The following is a 22,425-nucleotide window of genomic DNA, read 5'->3' as shown; positions in this document are numbered from 1 at the left end:
TGTAATGCCAAAAAGTTCTTACTCTTAACAAACTACTTTAAGTTTGGAGCTCAGGGCTTTGAGTTTGTTGCATATCGCAGGCCTAAAAAAACTTTCATTCAGTGCCCCCCGCCCATTTCTTCTCCTAAATCTCCGTTATGTAAGGATTTTCCTTCAGGCCGCTCCTTGACGGTGTGGTGGGCGCATTCCTATAGTGTGCGCAAGTGGCGAAAAGTGGCATAAAGTGGGTTTTCTAGACGTAAAACGCTAAAATTTGGAGAAGCGCCCTCGTGTTTCGTGGAGCCAACGCAATCAGTCTCGATGCAAAGGGTCGTCTCGCAATGCCGAGCCGGTACCGTGACGAGCTGAATTCGCGTAGTTCCGGGCAACTGATCGTGACCATTGATGCGGTAGATCCCTGCTTGTGTGTGTACCCGCTGGATGAGTGGGAATTGATTGAAGCCAAGCTGCGGGCGTTGCCTTCATTGCGTGAAGAGAACCGCCGTTTGCAACGTCTGTTGATTGGTAACGCCGTTGATCTGGAACTCGATGGCAGTGGTCGTTTTCTGGTGCCGCCGCGTCTGCGTGAATATGCCAAGTTGGATAAGCGCGCGATGTTGGTAGGCCAGCTAAACAAGTTTCAACTGTGGGACGAGGATGCCTGGGAGGCTGTTTCTGCCGCCGACCTTGCAGCCATTCAACAACCGGGCGCGATGCCTGACGAACTGCGTGATTTAATCCTGTGACTATTGATAGCGACTTCAACCACATCACCGTACTGCTTGACGAAGCCGTAGAGGCTCTCGCCGTACGTCCTGATGGATGCTATCTGGATGGCACCTTCGGTCGCGGCGGACATAGCCGCCTGATACTTCAGAAGCTGGGCCCTGAGGGACGTTTGCTCGGGTTTGATAAAGATCCTCAAGCGATTGCCACCGGGCAAGCGCTAGCGGCCGAAGACGGCCGCTTTGTCATTGTGCAACGCAGTTTTGCCGAGATGGGATCCGAAATCGCTTCCCGCGGTCTGGCCGGCAAGGTCAATGGCGTGCTGCTTGATCTTGGCGTGTCTTCCCCCCAGCTGGATGACCCTGAGCGCGGTTTCAGCTTCATGAACGATGGTCCGTTGGACATGCGCATGAATCCTGACAGCGGGATCAGTGCTGCCGAGTTTGTGAACACCGCTTCCCAAGAAGAAATAGCCCGCGTTTTCAAAGAGTACGGCGAAGAGCGTTTTTCCGGCCGTATGGCCCGGGCCGTGGTTGAGCGTCGTGCGATCACGCCGTTCGAGCGCACGGGTGACCTGGCTGAAGTGCTGAAGGTGGCCAATCCGGCCTGGGAAAAGGGCAAACACCCGGCAACCCGTACCTTCCAGGGGTTGCGCATTCACGTCAATAACGAGCTGGGCGACCTCAAAGCGGGTCTTGAGGCTGCGCTGGAGTCGCTGGAAGTGGGCGGCCGTCTGGTGGTCATCAGCTTCCATTCCCTTGAAGACCGGATCGTCAAATTATTCATGCGTGATCTGGTCAAGGGTGAGCCCGACAACCTGCCACGCGGGTTGCCGGTGCAGCATGCTGCCTTCGACCCCGTTATCAAAATCCATGGCAAGGCGCAGTTCGCTTCAGAAGCAGAACTCAAAGCCAATCCGCGCTCGCGCAGCGCTGTCATGCGCGTCGCGGAGAAGCTTCGTTGAACAAGCTCTTCGCCAAACCACTTCCCGGCGGAAGTGTTTTCATGCTGCTGTTGTTTATTGGCGTGCTGGTTTCGGCTGTCGGCGTTTCTTACAGCGCGCACTGGAACCGGCAATTGCTCAATACCCTGTACGGGGAGTTGAGCGTACGTGACAAGGCGCAGGCAGAATGGGGGCGCTTGATCCTTGAGCAAAGCACCTGGACTGCCCATAGCCGTATCGAAACGCTGGCCAGCGAACAACTGAAAATGCGCATCCCGGGCGCTGCAGAAGTTCGGATGGTGGCGCCATGATCAAACTCGAAGGCGCACTCTATCCGTGGCGTTTTCGCGTAGTGCTGGCATTGCTGGCACTGCTGGTAGGCGCTATTGCGTGTCAGATTATTTACCTGCAAGTCATCGACCATGATTTCCTCAAGGGGCAGGGCGACGCGCGCAGCATGCGTCATATCCCGATTCCTGCGCACCGCGGCCTGATTACGGACCGCAATGGTGAACCTCTGGCTGTCAGCACACCGGTTACGACCTTGTGGGCCAATGCCAAGGAAATGCAGTCTGCCAAAGATCGCTGGCCAGCCCTGGCCCATGCGTTGGGCCAGGACCCGAAAGCACTGAGTGCACGCCTGCTCCAGCAAGCCAATAAAGAGTTCATCTATCTCGTGCGAGGGCTGACGCCTGAGCAGGGGCAAGTTGTGCTCGACCTTAAAGTGCCGGGTGTTTATGGCATTGAAGAGTTCCGTCGCTTTTACCCTGCGGGCGAAGTCGCGGCGCATATGGTCGGTTTTACCGATATTGACGATAAAGGCCGTGAAGGTGTTGAGCTGGCGTATGACGAGTGGCTGGCCGGTGTTCCGGGCAAGCGGCAAGTCATCAAGGACCGCCGCGGACGTCTGATCAAAGATGTACAAGTCACCAAAAACGCCAAGGCAGGAAAGACCTTGGCGTTGTCGATTGACCTGCGCCTGCAATACCTGGCCAACCGTGAACTGCGCAATGCGCTGGTGGAAAACGGGGCCAAGGCCGGCAGTCTGGTGATCATGGATGTGAAGACCGGCGAGATCCTGGCCATGGTCAACCAGCCAACCTACAACCCGAATAACCGTCGCAATCTGCAGCCGGCGATGATGCGTAACCGCGCCATGATCGACGTGTTTGAGCCGGGTTCGACGGTCAAACCGATTTCCATGAGTGCCGCTCTTGAGTCCGGCCGCTGGAAACCGACCGACAAGGTCGAGGTTTATCCAGGCACCCTGAAGCTGGGCAAGTACACCATCCGGGACGTATCGCGTACCGAAGGTCCGGTACTTGACCTGACCGGTATTTTGATCAACTCCAGTAACGTGGGTATGAGCAAGGTCGCCTTCGATATTGGCGGCGAAGCCATTTTCCGCACCATGGCCAAGCTGGGTCTGGGGCAGGACACGGGCCTGGGCTTTCCGGGTGAGCGTGTCGGTAACCTGCCGAACTACCGCGAATGGCGCAAAGCCGAAACGGCAACACTGTCTTACGGCTACGGCGTGTCCGTGACCGCTATTCAGTTGGTGCATGCCTTCTCGGCCCTGGCCAACAACGGCAAGCTCGCTCCGCTGACACTGCTCAAAACGGACAAGCTGCCCCAGTCGACACAAGTCATGCCGGAGCAGGTCGCCAAAACCGTTCAGGGCATGTTGCAGGAAGTGATCGAGAACCCGCGTGGTGTCTGGCGTGCCAAGGTTCCGGCCTACCACGTTGGCGGCAAGTCCGGTACGGCGCGTAAAACCTCGTCCGGCGTCAAAGGCTACGCCGTGAATTCTTACCGTTCTCTGTTTGCCGGTTTCGGCCCGATGAGCGATCCGCGTTACGCGATCGTTGTGGTGATCGATGAGCCAAGCAAAGCCGGTTACTTCGGTGGTCTGGTTTCGGCCCCGGTTTTCAGCAAAGTCATGTCCGGCACTCTGCGCCTGATGAATGTGTCGCCGGATAACCTGCCGACGGCAGCGGAGCAACAAGCGGCGGCGACAGCTGCGGCAGCCAAAGGAGGGCGCGGCTAATGTCCCTGAGCCTGAACAAGATTTTTCCTCACGCGGGCCATGATCTGCTGATCCGCGAATTGACCCTTGATAGCCGCAACGTGCGCGCGGGCGATCTGTTTCTCGCTGTGCCGGGTGGCAAGCTTGATGGGCGTGCGCACATCAGTGACGCTCTGGTTCGTGGCGCGGCTGCGGTTGCCTATGAAGTGGAAGGGGCGTCAGTGCTGCCGATCACATCGGTTCCCATGATTCCGGTCAAAGGGTTGGCCGCTCAATTGTCCGACATCGCCGGGCGCTTTTATGGCGAGCCGAGTCATCACCTCAATCTGGTCGGCGTTACAGGGACCAACGGCAAAACCAGCGTCACCCAACTGGTGGCCCAAGCGCTGGACTTGCTGGGGCAGCACTGCGGCATCGTGGGCACGCTGGGCACCGGCTTTTACGGTGCGCTGCAAACCGGGCGTCACACGACTCCTGACCCTATTGCCGTACAGGCCATGCTGGCCGACCTGAAAAAGGCCGGTGCCAAAGCGGTTGCCATGGAGGTTTCTTCCCATGGTCTTGATCAGGGCCGAGTCAGCGCGTTGGCGTTTGATGTGGCGGTACTGACCAATCTGTCCCGCGACCACCTTGATTACCACGGCACGATGCAAGCCTATGCCGCGGCCAAGGCCAAGCTGTTTGCCTGGCCTGACCTGCGTTGCCGGGTGCTCAACCTGGATGACGAATTTGGTCGCCAACTGGCCGCCGAGCCACACGACTCCCGTCTGATCAGCTACAGCCTCGAAGACAGCAGTGCTTACCTGTATTGCCGTGAAGCCATATTCGATGACGAAGGTGTGCGCGCCACGCTGGTCACGCCGCAGGGCGAACACCATTTGCGCAGCACCTTGCTGGGGCGTTTCAATCTGAGCAACGTGCTGGCCGCTGTCGGCGCCTTGCTGGGGCTGGATTACGCCCTGGATGAAATCCTTGGCGTGCTGCCAAAACTGGAAGGCCCTGTCGGCCGCATGCAGCGTTTGGGTGGCGGTGCCAAACCGCTGGTGGTTGTCGATTACGCCCACACCCCGGATGCCCTGGAAAAAGTTCTTCAGGCCTTGCGTCCTCATGTCAAAGGCAAGCTGCTGTGCCTGTTCGGTTGCGGCGGTGATCGCGATCGCGGCAAGCGCCCGTTGATGGCGCAGATCGTCGAGCGTCTGGCGGATGACGTGCTGGTGACAGATGACAATCCGCGCTCAGAAGATCCTGCGCAAATTTTTGATGACATCCGTGCCGGTTTTGCTTCGCCCGAGAACGTTGTGTTTGTTTCCGGTCGTGGTGATGCGATTGCCCGGATAATTGCCGGCGCTGATGCCGAAGACGTCATCGTGCTGGCCGGCAAGGGGCACGAGGACTATCAGGAAATCAACGGCCAGCGCCACGACTTCTCTGATCTGGTCGAAGCCGATAAAGCCTTGAACACCTGGGAGGCTGCCCATGCTTAAGCCTCTGTTGCTCAGTGAAGTGCAAGCAGCCTTGAACGGGCGTCTGGTGGATGCCGATTGCCGCTTCAATGGCGTCAGCATCGACAGTCGTGCGATAACTCAGGGGCAGCTGTTCATCGCCCTGACCGGGCCGCGCTTCGATGGCCATGACTATCTGAATGAAGTCGCAGCCAAAGGCGCCGTGGCGGCTCTGGTTGAACGCGAAGTACCTGAGTCGGCATTGCCACAACTGCTGGTGAGCGACACCCGTCAGGCGCTCGGCCAACTGGGCGCGCTGAACCGTGCCGGTTACGACAAGCCTGTCGCTGCCATTACCGGCTCCAGCGGTAAGACTACGGTCAAGGAAATGCTCGCGTGCATTCTGCGTACCCGGGGTCCGGTGCTGGCCACCAAGGGCAACTTGAACAACGATCTGGGTGTGCCGCTGACCCTGCTCGAGCTGACGCTGGAACACACCGCAGCGGTGATTGAGCTGGGCGCTTCGCGCATTGGCGAGATTGCCTACACCGTCGGCATGACCCAGCCTCACGTTGCCGTGATCAACAATGCCGGCACTGCCCATGTGGGCGAGTTCGGCGGCCCCGAAAAAATCGTCGAGGCCAAGGGCGAGATTCTGGAAGGGTTGAAGGCCGATGGTATTGCCGTCCTGAATCTGGACGACAAGGCCTACGCTATTTGGCACGCCCGTGCTGCGGGTCGCAAGGTCCTCAGCTTCTCCCTGAGCAACCCCGATGCCGATTTCTACGCCAGCAACCTGAGCCGTGATGCCCGCGGCTGCCCGGGCTTCGATTTGCACAGCCCATTGGGTGTCGGCCGCGTTCAGTTGAATCTTCTGGGTAGCCACAATATCGCCAATGCCCTGGCCGCTGCGGCGGCTGCCCATGCGCTGAATATCAAGCTATTTGGCATTACGTCGGGGCTTGAGGCCGTACAACCTGTCAAAGGCCGTACCGTGGTGAAACTGACCGGCACAGGTCTGCGAATTATTGATGACACTTACAACGCAAACCCCACCTCAATGTGCGCTGCCGTTGATATACTCGCCGGCTTTTCCGGTCGCACCGTCCTGGTGCTCGGAGATATTGGTGAGCTGGGTGAGTGGGCGGAGCAAGGACATCGTGAAGTAGGCGCATATGCCGCCGACAAGGTTTCAGCGCTGTATGCGGTGGGACCGCTGATGGCTCATGCCGTCGCTGCATTTGGACACCAGGCTCGTCACTTCGCCAATCAGGCTGACCTGATCAAGGCGCTTCGCGCTGAACACGAAACAAACACCACTATTTTGATCAAGGGCTCGCGCAGCGCTGCGATGGAAAACGTCGTTGCGGCTTTGTGCGGTTCCAGCGGGGAGAAACATTAATGCTGCTGCTGCTAGCGGAGTATCTGCAACAGTTTCACAAGGGCTTCGCGGTCTTCCAGTACTTGTCCCTGCGCGGGATTCTCGGAGTACTGACCGCGTTGTCATTGTCACTGTGCCTGGGGCCGTGGATGATCCGCACCCTGCAAAACCGACAGATCGGCCAGTCGGTCCGTAACGACGGTCCACAATCGCATTTGTCCAAGTCCGGTACGCCGACCATGGGCGGGGCGCTGATTCTGTCCGCGATCGCCATCAGCACCTTGTTGTGGGCTGACCTGAGCAACCGTTATGTATGGGTCGTGCTGATCGTGACCTTGTTGTTCGGTGCCATTGGCTGGGTTGACGACTACCGCAAGGTTATCGAGAAAAACTCTCGCGGCCTTCCAAGCCGCTGGAAGTATTTCTGGCAATCGGTATTCGGCCTGGGTGCAGCGATCTTCCTGTACGTGACGGCGCCGAGTGCGGTCGAAACCACGCTGATCCTGCCGATCCTCAAAGACGCCAGCATTCCGCTGGGCATCGGCTTTGTGGTGCTGACCTACTTCGTGATCGTGGGTTCGAGCAACGCGGTCAACCTGACTGACGGCCTCGACGGCCTGGCGATCATGCCTACCGTCATGGTCGGCGGTGCACTGGGTATCTTCTGCTACCTGTCGGGTAACGTGAAATTTGCGGACTATCTGCTGATTCCCTACGTGCCCGGTGCCGGTGAACTGATTGTATTCTGCGGCGCCCTGATCGGCGCGGGCCTTGGTTTTCTCTGGTTCAACACCTATCCCGCACAAGTGTTCATGGGCGACGTAGGCGCGCTGGCGCTGGGCGCAGCCCTGGGGACGATTGCGGTGATCGTGCGTCAGGAAATCGTGCTGTTCATCATGGGCGGTGTGTTCGTGATGGAAACCCTGTCGGTGGTGATCCAGGTCGCGTCTTTCAAGTTGACCGGCAAGCGGGTGTTCCGCATGGCGCCGATTCATCACCACTTTGAACTCAAGGGCTGGCCCGAGCCGCGTGTGATTGTCCGTTTCTGGATTATCACCGTGATTCTCGTATTGGTCGGTCTTGCCACGCTGAAGCTGAGGTAGAACCTGTGTCTCTGATCGCTTCTGACCACTTCCGCATCGTTGTCGGCCTCGGCAAGAGCGGCATGTCCCTGGTGCGCTTTCTAGCGCAGCAGGGCGTGTCGTTTGCAGTGGCTGACACGCGAGCCAATCCTCCGGAGCTGGCTACGCTGCGGCGTGACTATCCGCAAGTGGAAGTGCGTTGTGGCGAACTGGATGTCGAGTTCCTGTGCCGTGCCGATGAGCTCTACGTGAGCCCCGGCCTGGCCCTGGCGACCCCGGCGCTGCAGGCGGCTGCCGCACGTGGCGTGAAACTGTCGGGCGACATCGATCTGTTCGCGCGTAACGCAAAGGCGCCCATCGTGGCAATCAGTGGTTCCAACGCCAAGAGCACGGTCACCACGCTGGTCGGCGAAATGGCAGCAGCGGCGGGCAAGCGTGTCGCCGTCGGCGGCAACCTGGGCACCCCGGCACTGGACCTGCTCAGCGATGACATCGAACTGTATGTGATGGAGCTCTCGAGCTTCCAGCTGGAAACCACCAATCAGTTGGGTGCTGAAGTTGCCACCGTGCTCAACGTCAGCGAAGACCACATGGATCGTTACAGCGGTCTGCCGGCCTATCACCTGGCCAAGCACCGGATTTTTCGTGGGGCCAGGCAAGTGGTCGTTAACCGCCAGGATGCCTTGACCCGTCCGCTGATGGGCGAGGGCCTGCCGTGCTGGACCTTCGGCTTGAGCGCACCGGATTTCAAGGCGTTCGGTCTGCGTGAAGAAAATGGCGAAAAATACCTGGCGTTCGAATTTCAAAACCTGATGCCTGTGCGTGAGCTGAAAGTACGCGGCGCGCACAATCAGGCCAATGCCCTGGCCGCCCTGGCGCTGGGACACGCGGTTGGCTTGCCGTTCGACGCCATGCTGAGCAGCCTTCGCAGCTTTACCGGCCTTGAGCACCGCTGCCAGTGGGTACGCGAACTGGACGGCGTGAGCTACTACAACGACTCAAAAGCCACCAACGTGGGTGCCGCACTGGCAGCCATTGATGGTTTGGGCTCGGACATGGACGGCAAGCTGGTTCTGATCGCGGGCGGGGATGGCAAGGGCGCTGACTTCAGTGGTCTGGCCGAGTCTGTTGCGAAGTACTGTCGCGCGGTGGTGCTGATGGGGCGTGATGCGCCATTGATCGCTGCAGCCCTGGGCAATGCCGTACCTCAGGTGTTCGTGAACTCGCTGGATGACGCCATCGAGCAAAGCCGTTCGCTGGCCAGGCCGGGCGATGCGGTGTTGCTGTCACCTGCCTGTGCCAGTTTTGACATGTTCAAGAACTACGAAGAGCGCGGCCAGTTGTTCGCCCGCGCAGTGGAGGTGCTGGCATGATTTTCGGCATCTTCAAACCTTATCCTTCACCGCTGGTTACGGGCCGTGGCGTCGACCTCGACTTCCCGTTGCTGGCCGGTTGCCTGGCCTTGCTCGGCCTCGGCCTGGTCATGATCACTTCAGCTTCGTCCGAAGTGGCCGCGTTGCAGTCGGGCAACACGCTGTACCACATGATCCGCCACCTCTTTTACGTCGTGCTCGGTCTGGGCGCATGCATCATGACCATGATGGTGCCTATCGCCACATGGCAGCGCTTGGGCTGGTTGCTGTTGATTGGCGCGTTTGGCTTGCTGGTGATGGTGCTGATTCCGGGTATCGGTCGTGAGGTCAACGGCTCTATGCGCTGGATCGGTTTCAGCTTCTTCAACGTACAGCCTTCGGAAATCGCCAAAGTCTTTGTCGTGATCTACCTCGCAGGCTATCTGGTGCGTCGCCAGAAGGAAGTCCGCGAAAGCTGGATGGGCTTCTTCAAACCGTTCATCGTGCTGCTGCCCATGGCTGGCCTGTTGCTGATGGAGCCTGACTTTGGTGCCACCGTCGTGATGATGGGGGCTGCTGCCGCCATGCTGTTCTTGGGCGGTGTCGGCCTGTTCCGTTTTGCATTGATGGTGGCGCTGGCTGTTGGCGCGGTCTTCGTGCTGGTGCAGGCGCAGCCTTATCGGATGGCACGTCTGATTACCTTTACCGACCCGTGGTCCGATCAGTTCGGTTCCGGCTATCAACTGACCCAGGCACTGATTGCGTTCGGTCGCGGTGAATGGCTGGGTGTCGGGCTGGGCAACAGCGTGCAGAAGCAGTTCTATCTGCCTGAAGCCCACACGGACTTCGTGTTCTCGGTACTGGCAGAAGAGCTGGGTGTGGTGGGCTCCCTGCTGACCCTGGCGCTGTTCGTATTTGTTTGCGTGCGCGGCATGTACATCGGCCTGTGGGCTGAGCGCGCCAAGCAATATTTTGCGGCCTATATGGCCTACGGCTTGTCATTTCTGTGGATCGGCCAGTTCCTGATCAACATCGGTGTAAACGTCGGATTGCTGCCCACCAAGGGCCTGACCTTGCCGTTCCTCAGCTACGGCGGCAGCTCGCTGGTGATCTGCTGCGTGTGCATGGGGTTATTGCTCCGGATCGAGTGGGAGAGTCGAACCCACCTCGGCAGTGAAGAAACAGAATTCAAGGAAAGCGACTTCGCAGAGGAGCCGAACCATGGGCGCTAATGTGCTGATCATGGCGGGCGGTACCGGCGGACACGTGTTCCCTGCGCTGGCCTGCGCCCGCGAATTCGAAGCCCGCGGTTATACCGTGCACTGGCTCGGAACACCGCGTGGCATCGAGAACGAACTGGTCGAGCCCGCGGGCTTTACCCTGCACCTGATCAACGTTACCGGGCTGCGTGGCAAGAGCAAATTGTCGTTGCTCAAGGCCCCGTTCGTCCTGCTCAAGGCGGTATTCCAGGCACGTAAAATCATTCGCCAGCTCAAGCCGGTCTGTGTGCTCGGGTTTGGTGGCTATGTGACCGGGCCTGGTGGCCTGGCGGCTAAAACGTGTGGTGTGCCGGTGATCATTCACGAGCAGAACGCCGTGGCCGGCACGGCCAACCGTTTGCTGGTGCCGATGTCGAGTCGTGTGTGTGAAGCCTTTCCGGGCACGTTCGCAGCCTCGCAGACATTGCGCAGCACCGGTAATCCGGTGCGCCCTGAACTGTTCACCCTTGCACCGCGTACCGCGCTCGAAGGTCGCAAGGCGCGCCTGTTGGTGCTGGGCGGGAGCCTGGGCGCCGAGCCGTTAAACAAATTGCTGCCCGAGGCTTTGGCCCGTGTGCCTGCCGAGGTGCGCCCCGAAGTGTTTCATCAGGCGGGCAAGCAGCATGACCAGGTGACGGCCGAGCGTTATGCGGCGGTCGGCGTCGAAGCGCAGGTTCAGCCTTTTATCAAAGACATGGCCCAAGCCTATGGCTGGGCCGACCTGGTGGTTTGTCGCGCAGGCGCGCTGACCGTCAGTGAACTGGCTGCGGCCGGTCTGCCTTCGCTGCTGGTGCCATTGCCCCACGCGATCGATGACCACCAGAGCCGTAATGCCGACTTTCTGGCTCGGGAAGGCGCGGCTTTCCTGATGCCGCAAGCGACGACTGGCGCAGCCGAACTGGCTGCACGCCTGACAGAGGTTTTGATGCAACCGGAACGACTGAACAGCATGGCGACCAATGCTCGCCGCCTGGCCAAACCTGATGCGACCCGCAACGTCGTCAATATCTGCCTGGAGGTGGCCAATGGTTGAGAATCAAAAAGCTATGCCACAACCGGAAATGCGCCGTATCCGTCGTATCCATTTCGTGGGTATCGGTGGTGTGGGCATGTGCGGTATCGCCGAGGTGTTGCTCAACCTGGGTTATCAAGTGTCGGGCTCCGACCTGAATGTATCGCCCGTGACTGAACGCCTGGAAGCGTTCGGCGCACAGATCTTCATTGGTCACCGTGCCGAAAACGCTGCCAATGCTGACGTGCTGGTGGTGTCCAGCGCCATCAACACCTCGAACCCGGAAGTGGCCACTGCGCTGGAACGCCGTATTCCCGTCGTGCCCCGGGCCGAGATGCTGGCTGAGCTGATGCGCTATCGCCACGGTATCGCCGTGGCCGGTACGCATGGCAAAACCACGACCACCAGCCTGCTTGCTTCTGTGTTCGCTGCCGGTGGCCTGGATCCGACCTTTGTGATCGGTGGCCGGCTGAATGCAGCAGGTACCAATGCACAACTGGGTACCAGCCGTTATCTGATCGCCGAAGCTGACGAAAGCGATGCGAGCTTCCTGCACTTGCAGCCGATGGTTGCCGTCGTTACCAACATCGACGCCGATCACATGGCGACCTACGAAGGTGACTTCAACAAACTGAAGAAGACCTTTATCGAGTTTCTGCACAACCTGCCGTTTTATGGATTGGCCGTGCTGTGCCTGGACGACCCGGTCGTGCGTGAAATCCTGCCGCTGGTCAAGCGTCCGACTGTGACCTACGGCTTCAGCGAAGACGCAGACGTGCGGGCGATCAATGTTCGCCAGCAAGGCATGCAAACGTTCTTCACGGTTCTGCGTCCGGATCGCGAGCCCCTGGATGTCTCGGTGAACATGCCCGGCAACCACAACGTGCTCAACGCTCTGGCCACCATTTGCATCGCGTCTGATGAAGGCATCAGCGATGAAGCCATCGTGCAGGGCCTGTCGGGCTTTCAGGGCGTCGGCCGGCGTTTTCAGGTTTACGGTGAACTGCCGGTCGAAGGTGGCAGCGTGATGCTGGTGGACGACTACGGTCATCACCCGACCGAAGTCGCTGCAGTGATCAAGGCCGTACGCGGTGGTTGGCCGGAACGCCGTTTGGTGATGGTGTACCAGCCACATCGCTTCAGCCGTACGCGCGACCTGTACGACGATTTCGTCCAGGTACTGGCCGACGCCAACGTGTTGCTGTTGATGGAGGTCTACCCGGCCGGTGAAGAGCCGATTCCGGGCGCAGACAGCCGTCAGCTATGCCACAGCATTCGCCAGCGCGGGCAGTTGGACCCGATCTACATTGAGCGCGGGGTTGAACTTGCGCCAATCGTCAAGCCGCTGCTACGCGCCGGCGACATTCTGTTGTGCCAGGGAGCGGGCGATATCGGCCGTCTGGCGCCACAGCTCATTAATAGTCCGTTATTCGCCGGTGCCGTTGTCGCAGCCAGCGAGGGGAAGTTGAAATGACTGCAGCCTACGCCAATCTTTCTTCGACCATTGCGCCTGCCGACTTCGGCCGCGTGGCGGTACTTTTCGGTGGCAAAAGCGCTGAGCGCGAAGTGTCCCTGAAATCCGGTAATGCAGTACTCGGCGCACTGCAAAGTGCGGGCGTGAACGCTTTCGGCATCGATGTGGGCGATGACTTCATCACGCGCATCACTCAAGAGAAGATCGATCGCGCCTTTATCATTCTGCACGGTCGCGGCGGTGAAGACGGCAGCATGCAAGGCCTGCTGGAATGCCTGGGCATTCCTTACACCGGCAGCGGCATCCTGGCTTCAGCTCTGGCAATGGACAAGCTGCGCACCAAGCAGGTGTGGCACAGCCTCGGGATTCCGACTCCGCGTCACGCGGTGTTGAGCACCGAAGCCGATTGTATTTGCGCAGCGAAGGAACTGAGCTTCCCTTTGATCGTCAAACCGGCGCATGAAGGTTCAAGTATCGGTATGGCCAAAGTAAACAACGTCGACGAGCTGATCGTCGCGTGGAAAGAGGCCAGTAAGTTCGACTCGCAAGTGCTGGTAGAGCAATGGATCCATGGTCCGGAGTTCACCATCGCCATCCTGCGTGACCAGGTGTTGCCTCCGATTGCCCTGGGCACCACGCATTCGTTCTACGACTACGACGCCAAATACGTGGCTAACGATACCCAGTATCGGATCCCGTGCGGCCTTGATAGCACAAAGGAGCAGGAGCTCATGGATCTCACGGCGAAAGCCTGTGAGGCGATCGGTATTGCCGGTTGGGGGCGTCTGGATGTGATGCAGGACACCGATGGTCAGTTCTGGCTGCTGGAAGTCAACACCGCGCCAGGCATGACCGATCACAGCCTGGTGCCGATGGCGGCACGGGCTGCCGGTCTGGATTTTCAACAGTTGGTGCTGTCGATTCTGGCAGCCAGTGTAGAAGCGCGAGATTAAGACCATGCAAGGCGCCCAGCTTCGTCATCAACCACCCGCTCCCGGCCGCAAGCCGGTACCGCGTGGTGCCAGCCGGATGGTGGCTAAAGAGCCGATGTCGGTGCGCCTGCCAAAAGCCAATTTTGGTTTTTTGAAGGCATTGTTCTGGCCCGTTGTGTTGGTCGCGCTGGGCTTTGGTACGTACGAAGGTGCGCAGCGTCTGATGCCGTATGCAGATCGCCCGATCACCAATATCAATGTTCAGGGCGATTTGTCCTACATCAGTCAGCAAGCCGTACAGCAGCGAATCGCCCCTTATGTGGCGGCCAGCTTCTTCACGGTCGACCTGGAAGGCATGCGCACCGAGCTGGAACAAATGCCATGGATCGCTCACGCCGAAGTACGTCGGGTGTGGCCGGACCAGGTGGTGATTCGCCTTGAGGAGCAACTGCCGGTTGCCCGTTGGGGAGATGAAGCGCTGCTGAACAACCAGGGCCAGGCATTTACACCGCGTGAGCTGGCCAATTATGAGCATTTGCCGCAGCTGTTTGGTCCACAACGGGCTCAGCAGCAAGTGATGCAGCAGTATCAGGTGTTGAGCCAGATGCTGCGTCCGATGGGCTTTTCCATTGCCCGGCTGGAATTGCGTGAGCGCGGTAGCTGGTTCCTGACCACCGGAGCTGGCAGTGCAGGGCCTGGGATCGAGCTGTTGTTGGGGCGCGATCACCTGGTAGAAAAAATGCGTCGCTTCATAGCCATCTATGAAAAAACGTTGAAAGAACAGATTACGAACATAGCGCGCATTGATTTGCGCTATGCCAACGGATTGGCCGTCGGCTGGCGGGAACCTGTGGCACCCACGATAGCCGAACCCGCTGTCGCGAAGAATTAAGAAGAGGCAGGACCATGGCAAATGTGCAAAGCGGCAAAATGATCGTCGGCCTGGATATCGGCACCTCCAAAGTGGTTGCGCTGGTAGGCGAAGTCGCGGCCGATGGCCAGCTCGAAATCGTCGGTATCGGCACCCATCCATCCCGTGGCTTGAAGAAAGGCGTGGTGGTGAATATTGAATCCACCGTGCAGTCGATCCAGCGCGCAGTGGAAGAAGCTCAATTGATGGCAGGTTGCCGGATTCACTCGGCATTCGTCGGTGTGGCGGGTAATCACATCCGCAGCCTGAACTCCCACGGCATCGTGGCGATTCGGGATCGTGAAGTCAGCTCGGCAGACCTGGAGCGAGTGCTCGACGCCGCTCAAGCAGTCGCCATTCCGGCTGACCAGCGTGTGTTGCACACCCTGCCGCAGGATTACGTGATCGACAACCAGGAAGGCGTTCGTGAGCCACTGGGCATGTCGGGCGTACGTCTTGAGGCGAAAGTGCACGTGGTGACGTGCGCAGTGAATGCCGCGCAGAACATCGAAAAGTGCGTACGCCGCTGTGGCCTTGAAGTGGATGACATCATCCTCGAGCAACTGGCGTCGGCTTACTCGGTGCTGACCGATGACGAAAAAGAACTGGGTGTCTGCCTGGTCGACATCGGCGGCGGCACCACGGATATCGCGATCTTTACCGAAGGCGCGATTCGTCATACGGCCGTGATCCCGATTGCGGGTGATCAGGTGACCAACGACATCGCGATGGCGTTGCGTACACCGACCCAATATGCCGAAGAAATCAAAATCCGTTACGCCTGTGCCCTGGCCAAGCTGGCGGGTGCCGGTGAAACCATCAAGGTGCCTAGCGTCGGTGACCGTCCTCCGCGCGAGCTGTCCCGTCAGGCGCTGGCCGAAGTGGTTGAGCCACGCTACGACGAGCTGTTCACGCTGATTCAGGCCGAACTGCGTCGCAGTGGCTACGAAGACCTGATCCCGGCGGGCATCGTCCTGACCGGCGGCACCTCGAAGATGGAAGGCGCGGTCGAACTGGCCGAAGAAATCTTCCATATGCCGGTTCGTCTGGGTGTACCGCACAGCTTCGAAGGCCTGGCCGACGTCGTACGTAATCCGATTTATTCCACCGCTGTGGGCTTGTTGCTGTACGGACTGCAAAAGCAGTCAGACGGCATCTCCATGTCGGGTATCAGCAACCGCGACAACTACAGCAGTGATGAACAAAAAGCCCCTGTGCTCGAACGCCTCAAGCGTTGGGTACAAGGCAACTTTTAAAGCTTGAGCAATAAAAGTTTCATGGCAGTAGAAGTAGGCGAAAAAACTAGAGAAATGAAAGGAGAGGGAAAATGTTCGAACTCGTAGACAACATCCCGCAAAGCCCGGTAATCAAGGTTATCGGTGTGGGTGGTGGCGGTGGTAATGCTGTTAACCATATGGTTAAGAGCAACATCGAAGGTGTGGAATTCATCTGCGCCAACACCGACGCGCAAGCGCTGAAAAGCATCGGCGCCCGTACCATCCTGCAACTGGGCACCGGTGTGACCAAGGGCTTGGGTGCCGGCGCGAATCCGGAGGTAGGTCGTCAGGCCGCTCTGGAAGACCGAGAGCGCATCGCTGAAGTGCTGCAGGGCACCAACATGGTGTTCATCACCACGGGCATGGGCGGTGGTACCGGTACCGGTGCTGCGCCGATCATTGCCGAAGTGGCCAAGGAAATGGGCATTCTCACCGTTGCGGTGGTGACACGTCCGTTCCCGTTCGAAGGTCGCAAGCGCATGCAGATCGCAGACGAAGGTATTCGTCTGTTGTCCGAAAGCGTCGATTCGTTGATCACGATTCCGAACGAAAAACTGCTGACTATCCTCGGTAAGGACGCCAGCCTGCTGTCGGCTTTCGCGAAGGCAGATGACGTACTGGCCGGTGCCGTTCGCGGTATTTCCGACATCATCAAGCGTCCGGGCATGATCAACGTCGACTTTGCCGACGTACGTACCGTGATGAGCGAAATGGGCATGGCGATGATGGGCACTGGCTGCGCCAGCGGTCCGAACCGTGCACGTGAAGCAACAGAAGCGGCTATCCGCAATCCGTTGCTCGAAGACGTAAACCTGGAAGGCGCACGCGGCATCCTGGTGAACATCACCGCCGGTCCTGACCTGTCCCTGGGTGAGTATTCCGACGTGGGTAGCATCATCGAAGCCTTTGCTTCCGAGCACGCGATGGTCAAGGTCGGTACGGTTATCGATCCGGACATGCGTGACGAACTGCATGTGACCGTGGTTGCGACCGGTCTGGGCGCTAAAATCGAGAAGCCGGTCAAGGTTATCGACAACAGCGTTCAAGCCACTTACGCAGCTTCGTCGTCGAATTCGGCGGCGGCTCGTCAGGAAGCTCGTACCGAGCGTCAGGAACAACCGGTGGTTAACTACCGTGATCTGGACCGCCCGACCGTGATGCGTAATCAGGCTCAGCAAGGCGCGACGACCGCTGCCAAGCTCAATCCTCAAGACGATTTGGATTACCTGGACATCCCGGCTTTCCTGCGTCGACAGGCTGATTAATGAAATCAATCAGGGGGATTAAGGTGATTGGTGTTCAGCAAAGGCTCGGTCTGCTATTATCGCCAGCCTTTGTTGATACCAGTTCGCAATTTGCGCTGAAGCGGCCAATGCCATGATTAAACAACGCACCCTGAAAAATATTATCCGTGCCACAGGTGTCGGCCTGCACTCCGGTGAGAAGGTCTACCTGACCCTCAAGCCTGCGCCTGTGGACACCGGCATCGTGTTTTGTCGTGCAGACCTTGACCCTGTGGTGCAGATCCCTGCTCGCGCGGAAAACGTCGGCGAGACAACGATGTCGACCACGTTGGTCAATGGCGATACCAAAGTAGACACGGTAGAGCACTTGCTCTCGGCCATGGCTGGCCTGGGGATCGATAACGCCTACGTCGAACTCTCCGCGTCTGAAGTCCCGATTATGGACGGTAGCGCCGGACCTTTCGTGTTCCTGATTCAATCTGCCGGCCTGGAAGAACAGGACGCGCCGAAGAAATTCATCCGCATCCTGCGTGAAGTGACAGTGGAAGACGGCGACAAGCGCGCCACTTTCGTCCCTTTCGAAGGGTTCAAGGTGAGTTTCGAGATCGATTTCGATCACCCTGTTTTCCGTAATCGCACCCAAAGTGCAAGCGTGGATTTCTCGAGCACTTCGTTTGTAAAAGAAGTCAGCCGTGCGCGTACTTTTGGTTTCATGAGTGACATCGAGTACCTGCGCAAGCACAACCTCGCACTCGGCGGTAGCGTTGAAAACGCCATCGTGGTCGATGCGGACGGTGTGCTGAACGAAGACGGCCTTCGCTATGAAGACGAGTTCGTGAAGCACAAGATCCTCGATGCTATTGGTGACCTCTACTTGTTGGGCAATAGCCTGATTGGTGAGTTCAAGGGCTTCAAGTCTGGCCATGCACTGAACAACCAGCTGCTTCGCAAGCTGATTGAGCAGAAAGACGCATGGGAAGTCGTGACCTTTGAAGATGCCAGCACTGCACCGATCTCGTACATGCGTCCGGTTGCGGCAGTTTAAGTAAAACTTCTTTCTCTAGTTTTTGAAGGCCACCTCCGGGTGGCCTTTTTTTATGGCGCGACGATCGGTTTCAGGGCGTTCAGCCCCGTTTCATTGATGTCTACGACGCGGTTTCTCCCGCCCTTTTTGGCCTGGTAAAGGGCTTTGTCGGCAGTGCTGACAAGGGCTCTCAGCTCATCGCCGGGCTTGGCGTAGCGGGTGCAGGCTCCCAGGCTGATCGTGAGTTTTTTCCCGTTTGGAATCACAGGCTCGATGTATTCGACGGCTGTGCGGATCTTTTCGGCCAGCGTACGGGTGCCCGTGGCATCGGTATCACTCAGCACCACCGCAAACTCTTCCCCCCCGTAGCGCGCGGCGAGGTCGGCAGGGCGCCGCAAGTGTGCCTTGATCACGTGCGCGACCCGGCGCAGTGCTTCATCACCGGCCTGGTGTCCATAGGTGTCGTTAAAGGCCTTGAAGTGGTCGACGTCAATCATGATCAGCGATATGGGGTTGCCGGCGCGTTGCGCTCTGCGCCACTCATGATCCAGCTTGTCGTCCAGCGTTCGGCGGTTGGCCAGCCCGCTCAACGGATCCGTCGACGCCAGCCCGGCAAGGTCACGTTCGGCATGCTGGCGCAGGCGCAGCTCGCGCAGCAACAGCCAGGTCAGCCATATCATGCCCAGACAGAGAATCAGGGTCGTCGCGCCGATCAGCAGGGCAGTGTGCTGCCAATTACTGAAAATGGTGCGGGTGGACAGGGCGACCACCACGATCATCGGCAGGTCGCGTACCTGAGAGAAGTTATACAGGCGTTCAACGTGATAAAGCCCGGACATGGCGATGAAACTGCCGTAGCGCTCATTCAGGAATCTGATGAAGTTGGGTGCCTGGCTCACGTTTTGGCCAATGCGAATCACCTCGGTCTGAGGGTATTGCATCAGCAGCGTGCCATCGGTGCTGACAAGGCTGATGTTGCCATGTATGCCGACATCCAGGCCGCGTAACAGGCTAGTGAAGTAACTCAGTTTCATCTGGGCCACCGCCACCCCGCGAAACTCCCCGTCCGGTCCCGACATACGGCGGCTGAAGCGGATGCTCCAGTCATTCGGGGCGCGGCTTGTCTGAAAAGGGTTGCTGATGAAAATCTCTTCATTGGTCATGGCCTGATGCACCTTGAACCAAGGTTGTTCCGTGAGGTTGAGGTCCGTTGGCTGGCCGGGGCGGGAGCTGGTAATCAGCTTGCCCGAGGCATCCACGACGAAAAAACCGTCACAGGACGGAAGCTCTGAAGTTCTGTCGAATAACAGTAAATGGCGGGTCTGTGGGGGGAGGGGGGTGAGGGCTCCGCTTTGCAGCAAGTTAGTCACGCGCACCAGCGCGGAGTCATACAGGGTCACTGTGTTGCGGACATCACGGTCGATCAACTGCACGATGTTCATCGCGGCACGCGTTGCCTCTTGTGCGGTATTGCGGTATTCCCGGACCAGCAAGTAACTCACGATGCTCAAAATAGTGAGCACCGACAGCGCAGTGGCCCCGACCAGCATACGACGCGTGATGATGTGGGAACGGGGAAAGTATTTAATGACGTGACCCTCATGGATGCGATGCGTGCATCGACATAATGTGTCGCCATTAAGGCACAAGGCCAGCTAAAAAGCTGGCCCTGTGAACACGCTTTTAAAACACATCGAGAGGATAGTCGATGATGACGCGGTACTCATCAACATCGCTGTCTACGCTCTGGTAGGCGTCATTGCCGCGGTTGGTTGCCCAGCGCAAGCTGACCGCCAGATCTTTGGCCTTGCCTTCCTGAATGACGTACTTGAGCCCCAGGTCGCGCTCCCAGTGATGGGCGTTTTTGCCTTGCGGGTTGTACCAATTGCCATAGCCGATGCTGTTCGGGTCGGCCTTGGTCAGATCCAGCTCGCCTCGAGAGTACGAGGCGCTGGCGGTCAGGCCGGCAACTGCGAGGCCGCTGAAGTCATATTCATACTGAAGCTTCCATGAGCGTTCGTTGGGGCCGTTGAAGTCCGAGTACTGCCGCGAGTTATCGAGGTAAACACTGTCGCCCTGATTGATGTAGTCGAACGGGGTATCGCCGTTGACCCGCTGGTAGGCCGCGGTCACCGTGTGCCCGGCCATCGCCACGGCAAGGTGCAGACTGAATGTGTTGTTATTGATATCGCCCAGCAGGGCTTTGCCAGTGTCCTGGGTGTGATAGAAATGCAGGCCCGGGTTCAGGCTGATGCTTTCATTCACCGCATAGGTGTAATCCAGGTCGTAGTAGTACTGGTTCCAGACATCCTTCAACTCGGCAGCATATAAACTGCTGCTGAGTTCAGGAATCGCGCTCCACGACGCGCCGGCCCAGGTCAGGTGTTTGATGGACTGCTCACCCAGGTCGCCGTAGGTGGTGGTCAGGCGGTGCGCGCCGCTCTGGTTGTACGGTTTGTTGAAGCTGACCTGGCCTCCTTCAAACATCCAGCCGTCAAAGTGAGTATTGGTCAGGCTCACACCGCGGAACGTTTGCGGGAGCATGCGCGTTTCACCGCCGGCAATCACCGGGTTGGTCAAGAACAGGTCGCCGGCTTTGAGTTCAGTATCAAACGCGCGCATTTTCAGCGCTGCACCTGCTGTAGAGAAGGCTGTTGGGGCTTTGCCGCTGCCGTCGCTGACCGGCAGGATGCTGCTGCCATCGGTACCGCCGCCGCCGTCGAGTTTCAAGCCGAGCATGGCATGCACGTCCAGGCCAAACCCCACCACGCCCTGGGTAAACCCCGATTCGAATTTGCCAAGAAAGCCTTGGCCCCATTCTTTACTGTCCTCGGCGTGCGGGCCACGGATGTCGTGGTTCATATAGTAGTTGCGGGCATGTAGCTTGAGGCTGGAGCCTTCAATGAAACCGTCTTTTGAGGCTTCGTCTTCTGCAAAGGCAAATGTCGGGATCGTTGCGGCCAGGGCAATGAATAGTGGGCTGAGTTTGAGTGAGTGAATCACTGTTGGAGAGCTCCTTGAGATTGGCGGCAATTTTTATTTTCTTTAGATAATTCCGTTCTTGTGCAAAGGCGACCAGCGTTCGGGCAGCTTTATGACAAACAAAAAAAAGCCGCTATGGTAGCGGCTTTTGAAACAATCAGTCATGTTTTCATGTCATGGCTGATTGGGTCGGGAAGTCTTCAGGCGTGCGATCAGCTGTCTTTTGATTGATCCGCAGAGCTGGTTGTAGCCTGTGTTTTCTGTGGTTTTGCGTCGTTTTGATGGCGTGCTGTGAGCTCCGCCTGGCTCTTCTCAAAAGCGGCCGCACGGGCTGCATTTTGTGCGACGAACGCTGGTGATTCTTCCGCCATGGCCAAGGGCGACAATAACAAAGACGACAAAACGAAAACGCTGGCCATACCCATGCTGCTGGACATTTCAAAGACCTTCTTGCTGAGCAAGTTCTGTGTGGTGCGATCAAAATATAGCGCTCTCACCCCGTGAAAAAGCCCTGTTCTGGACAAGCACTTTTGCGTAATGGGTAACAAAGCAGGGGAGTGGCGGGCTAGACACATCGCCCAGAGCAGGGCGGGCTCAGGCGGTCAATCGATGAGCCGTTAATTGCGTGCCAGCATCAAGAAGCGCACAGGGCGGCCGACTGTTTAAGAAAGAGCGGGCGCACAGGGGCGTTCCTGATTCGGGAGGTGCTCATGGTTTTATCGTCGAAGCGTTTCGCCGCGTGCGCCGTGTTCTGGTTGTCGATGCAGGTGTGTGCGCAACCGAACATCTCAAGTGGGAGGCTGGTGCTTCAGGGCGCGGTGGTTGAGTCAGTATGCGAGACCGGGGTCGTGGGCTCGATAGACTTCGGGCCTCTCACCCGGCTGGTCGAAGTCACTCCCCGGGTGATGCTCGCGGTCAATATGGCCCGCGAAGGGTGTGGTGCCGATGTTGTACCGTTCGTCACCTCTTTTCAGCTCATACAGCCCTCGGCGTACAGCGAAGACGCATCCGGGAGCAAAGGGATCGTGACGATTTCCTACCTATGACTGCAACGCCGAGGAATCAGACAGGTATACTGCGCGGTCTTGCGCCACTTGGCCCGATACATTTACTGCATTCTCCGGAGCTTTCATGACTTCCCCTACACAACCGACGGCTCCTGACGCCCTGGACACTGAACAGGTTGAAACTGAAACCGCGCAGAACACTCCGGCAAAACCGGCGATTCCTGCGTTCACCTTTCCGTTCAAGCCGTCAGCTTTTGCCAAGGCCAAGACAGAGGGTCAGGCGTATTACCAGAAGGGGAATTCGGGCCATCACCACAAAACCCCTGACGCTCCGCCTCACGGCACACGTAAAACCATGGGCAAGCGTTGATTT

21 protein-coding genes are annotated in these 22,425 nt (G+C 58.3%); 18 read left to right on the top strand and 3 right to left on the bottom strand.

The annotated features are described in order from the left end of the window. The first annotated feature begins 269 nt into the window (after positions 1–269). The 16 genes from mraZ to lpxC all read left to right on the top strand — a co-directional run bounded on the left by mraZ (position 270) and on the right by lpxC (position 18,084). Positions 270–725, top strand: coding sequence for a division/cell wall cluster transcriptional repressor MraZ (gene mraZ, locus AWM69_RS13130; RefSeq protein ID WP_131652217.1), 456 nt, complete (start codon positions 270–272; stop codon positions 723–725). Beyond that, positions 722–1,669, top strand: a complete 948-nt coding sequence (gene rsmH, locus AWM69_RS13125) for a 16S rRNA (cytosine(1402)-N(4))-methyltransferase RsmH (protein WP_048378156.1) — start codon at positions 722–724, stop codon at positions 1,667–1,669. Before mraZ ends, rsmH begins: the two co-directional genes overlap by 4 nt. After that, entirely contained in the window at positions 1,666–1,959 is a 294-nt protein-coding gene (gene ftsL / locus AWM69_RS13120; RefSeq protein ID WP_131652218.1) for a cell division protein FtsL, read from the top strand. The genes rsmH and ftsL overlap by 4 nt, the downstream gene beginning before the upstream one ends. Next, positions 1,956–3,695, top strand: coding sequence for a penicillin-binding protein 2 (locus AWM69_RS13115; protein ID WP_131652219.1), 1,740 nt, complete (start codon positions 1,956–1,958; stop codon positions 3,693–3,695). Before ftsL ends, AWM69_RS13115 begins: the two co-directional genes overlap by 4 nt. Next, positions 3,695–5,158 carry a UDP-N-acetylmuramoyl-L-alanyl-D-glutamate--2,6-diaminopimelate ligase gene (locus tag AWM69_RS13110; RefSeq protein ID WP_131652220.1) on the top strand — a complete coding sequence of 488 codons (1,464 nt, stop codon included), beginning with the start codon at positions 3,695–3,697 and terminating at the stop codon, positions 5,156–5,158. Before AWM69_RS13115 ends, AWM69_RS13110 begins: the two co-directional genes overlap by 1 nt. Further along, entirely contained in the window at positions 5,151–6,518 is a 1,368-nt protein-coding gene (gene murF, locus AWM69_RS13105; RefSeq protein WP_218727103.1) for a UDP-N-acetylmuramoyl-tripeptide--D-alanyl-D-alanine ligase, read from the top strand. Before AWM69_RS13110 ends, murF begins: the two co-directional genes overlap by 8 nt. Beyond that, complete coding sequence (gene mraY, locus AWM69_RS13100) at positions 6,518–7,600, top strand: phospho-N-acetylmuramoyl-pentapeptide-transferase (RefSeq protein WP_048378151.1); 1,083 nt, start codon at positions 6,518–6,520, stop codon at positions 7,598–7,600. The genes murF and mraY overlap by 1 nt, the downstream gene beginning before the upstream one ends. A gap of 5 nt (positions 7,601–7,605) precedes the next feature. Continuing rightward, positions 7,606–8,952 (top strand): UDP-N-acetylmuramoyl-L-alanine--D-glutamate ligase, encoded by a 1,347-nt coding sequence (murD, locus tag AWM69_RS13095; protein WP_218727101.1) that lies wholly within the window; start codon positions 7,606–7,608, stop codon positions 8,950–8,952. Then, entirely contained in the window at positions 8,949–10,163 is a 1,215-nt protein-coding gene (ftsW, locus tag AWM69_RS13090; protein ID WP_256930326.1) for a putative lipid II flippase FtsW, read from the top strand. The genes murD and ftsW overlap by 4 nt, the downstream gene beginning before the upstream one ends. Beyond that, positions 10,153–11,223 (top strand): undecaprenyldiphospho-muramoylpentapeptide beta-N-acetylglucosaminyltransferase, encoded by a 1,071-nt coding sequence (gene murG / locus AWM69_RS13085; protein ID WP_131652225.1) that lies wholly within the window; start codon positions 10,153–10,155, stop codon positions 11,221–11,223. The genes ftsW and murG overlap by 11 nt, the downstream gene beginning before the upstream one ends. Beyond that, positions 11,216–12,676, top strand: a complete 1,461-nt coding sequence (gene murC, locus AWM69_RS13080) for a UDP-N-acetylmuramate--L-alanine ligase (RefSeq protein ID WP_131652226.1) — start codon at positions 11,216–11,218, stop codon at positions 12,674–12,676. Before murG ends, murC begins: the two co-directional genes overlap by 8 nt. Beyond that, the gene (locus AWM69_RS13075; RefSeq protein WP_131652227.1) at positions 12,673–13,629 is read left to right on the top strand and encodes a D-alanine--D-alanine ligase; all 957 of its coding nucleotides are present in this window, start codon (positions 12,673–12,675) and stop codon (positions 13,627–13,629) included. The genes murC and AWM69_RS13075 overlap by 4 nt, the downstream gene beginning before the upstream one ends. Positions 13,630–13,633: 4 nt before the next feature. Further along, complete coding sequence (locus AWM69_RS13070; RefSeq protein WP_048378145.1) at positions 13,634–14,500, top strand: cell division protein FtsQ/DivIB; 867 nt, start codon at positions 13,634–13,636, stop codon at positions 14,498–14,500. A gap of 14 nt (positions 14,501–14,514) precedes the next feature. Beyond that, positions 14,515–15,774 (top strand): cell division protein FtsA, encoded by a 1,260-nt coding sequence (ftsA, locus tag AWM69_RS13065; RefSeq protein WP_048378144.1) that lies wholly within the window; start codon positions 14,515–14,517, stop codon positions 15,772–15,774. A 71-nt stretch (positions 15,775–15,845) separates the two neighbouring features. Then, the gene (gene ftsZ, locus AWM69_RS13060) at positions 15,846–17,060 is read left to right on the top strand and encodes a cell division protein FtsZ (RefSeq protein WP_048378143.1); all 1,215 of its coding nucleotides are present in this window, start codon (positions 15,846–15,848) and stop codon (positions 17,058–17,060) included. Positions 17,061–17,172: 112 nt separating this feature from the next. Then, on the top strand, positions 17,173–18,084 hold the full coding sequence (lpxC, locus tag AWM69_RS13055; protein ID WP_048378142.1) for a UDP-3-O-acyl-N-acetylglucosamine deacetylase: 912 nt from the start codon (positions 17,173–17,175) through the stop codon (positions 18,082–18,084). A gap of 50 nt (positions 18,085–18,134) precedes the next feature. Here lpxC and AWM69_RS13050 read toward each other — a convergent pair whose 3' ends face one another. From AWM69_RS13050 to AWM69_RS13040, 3 genes are all read right to left on the bottom strand, one after another. Then, the gene (locus tag AWM69_RS13050) at positions 18,135–19,613 is read right to left on the bottom strand and encodes a sensor domain-containing diguanylate cyclase (RefSeq protein WP_218727099.1); all 1,479 of its coding nucleotides are present in this window, start codon (positions 19,611–19,613) and stop codon (positions 18,135–18,137) included. A gap of 133 nt (positions 19,614–19,746) precedes the next feature. Continuing rightward, positions 19,747–21,066 carry an OprD family porin gene (locus tag AWM69_RS13045; protein ID WP_218727097.1) on the bottom strand — a complete coding sequence of 440 codons (1,320 nt, stop codon included), beginning with the start codon at positions 21,064–21,066 and terminating at the stop codon, positions 19,747–19,749. Positions 21,067–21,257: 191 nt separating this feature from the next. Beyond that, positions 21,258–21,482: a hypothetical protein gene (locus AWM69_RS13040; RefSeq protein ID WP_218727095.1), complete on the bottom strand. Its 225-nt coding sequence runs from the start codon at positions 21,480–21,482 to the stop codon at positions 21,258–21,260. A gap of 273 nt (positions 21,483–21,755) precedes the next feature. On the opposite strand from AWM69_RS13040, the gene AWM69_RS13035 reads away from it, so the two are divergent. Then, the gene (locus tag AWM69_RS13035) at positions 21,756–22,091 is read left to right on the top strand and encodes a hypothetical protein (protein ID WP_131652230.1); all 336 of its coding nucleotides are present in this window, start codon (positions 21,756–21,758) and stop codon (positions 22,089–22,091) included. 85 nt (positions 22,092–22,176) lie between these two features. Further along, entirely contained in the window at positions 22,177–22,422 is a 246-nt protein-coding gene (locus AWM69_RS13030) for a hypothetical protein (RefSeq protein ID WP_048378137.1), read from the top strand. Positions 22,423–22,425 lie beyond the last annotated feature (3 nt).

This window comes from Pseudomonas sp. D1HM (assembly GCF_019266105.1).
Taxonomy (GTDB): Bacteria; Pseudomonadota; Gammaproteobacteria; order Pseudomonadales; family Pseudomonadaceae; genus Aquipseudomonas; species Aquipseudomonas taetrolens.
This window is presented reverse-complemented; position numbering and strand designations above follow the sequence as displayed.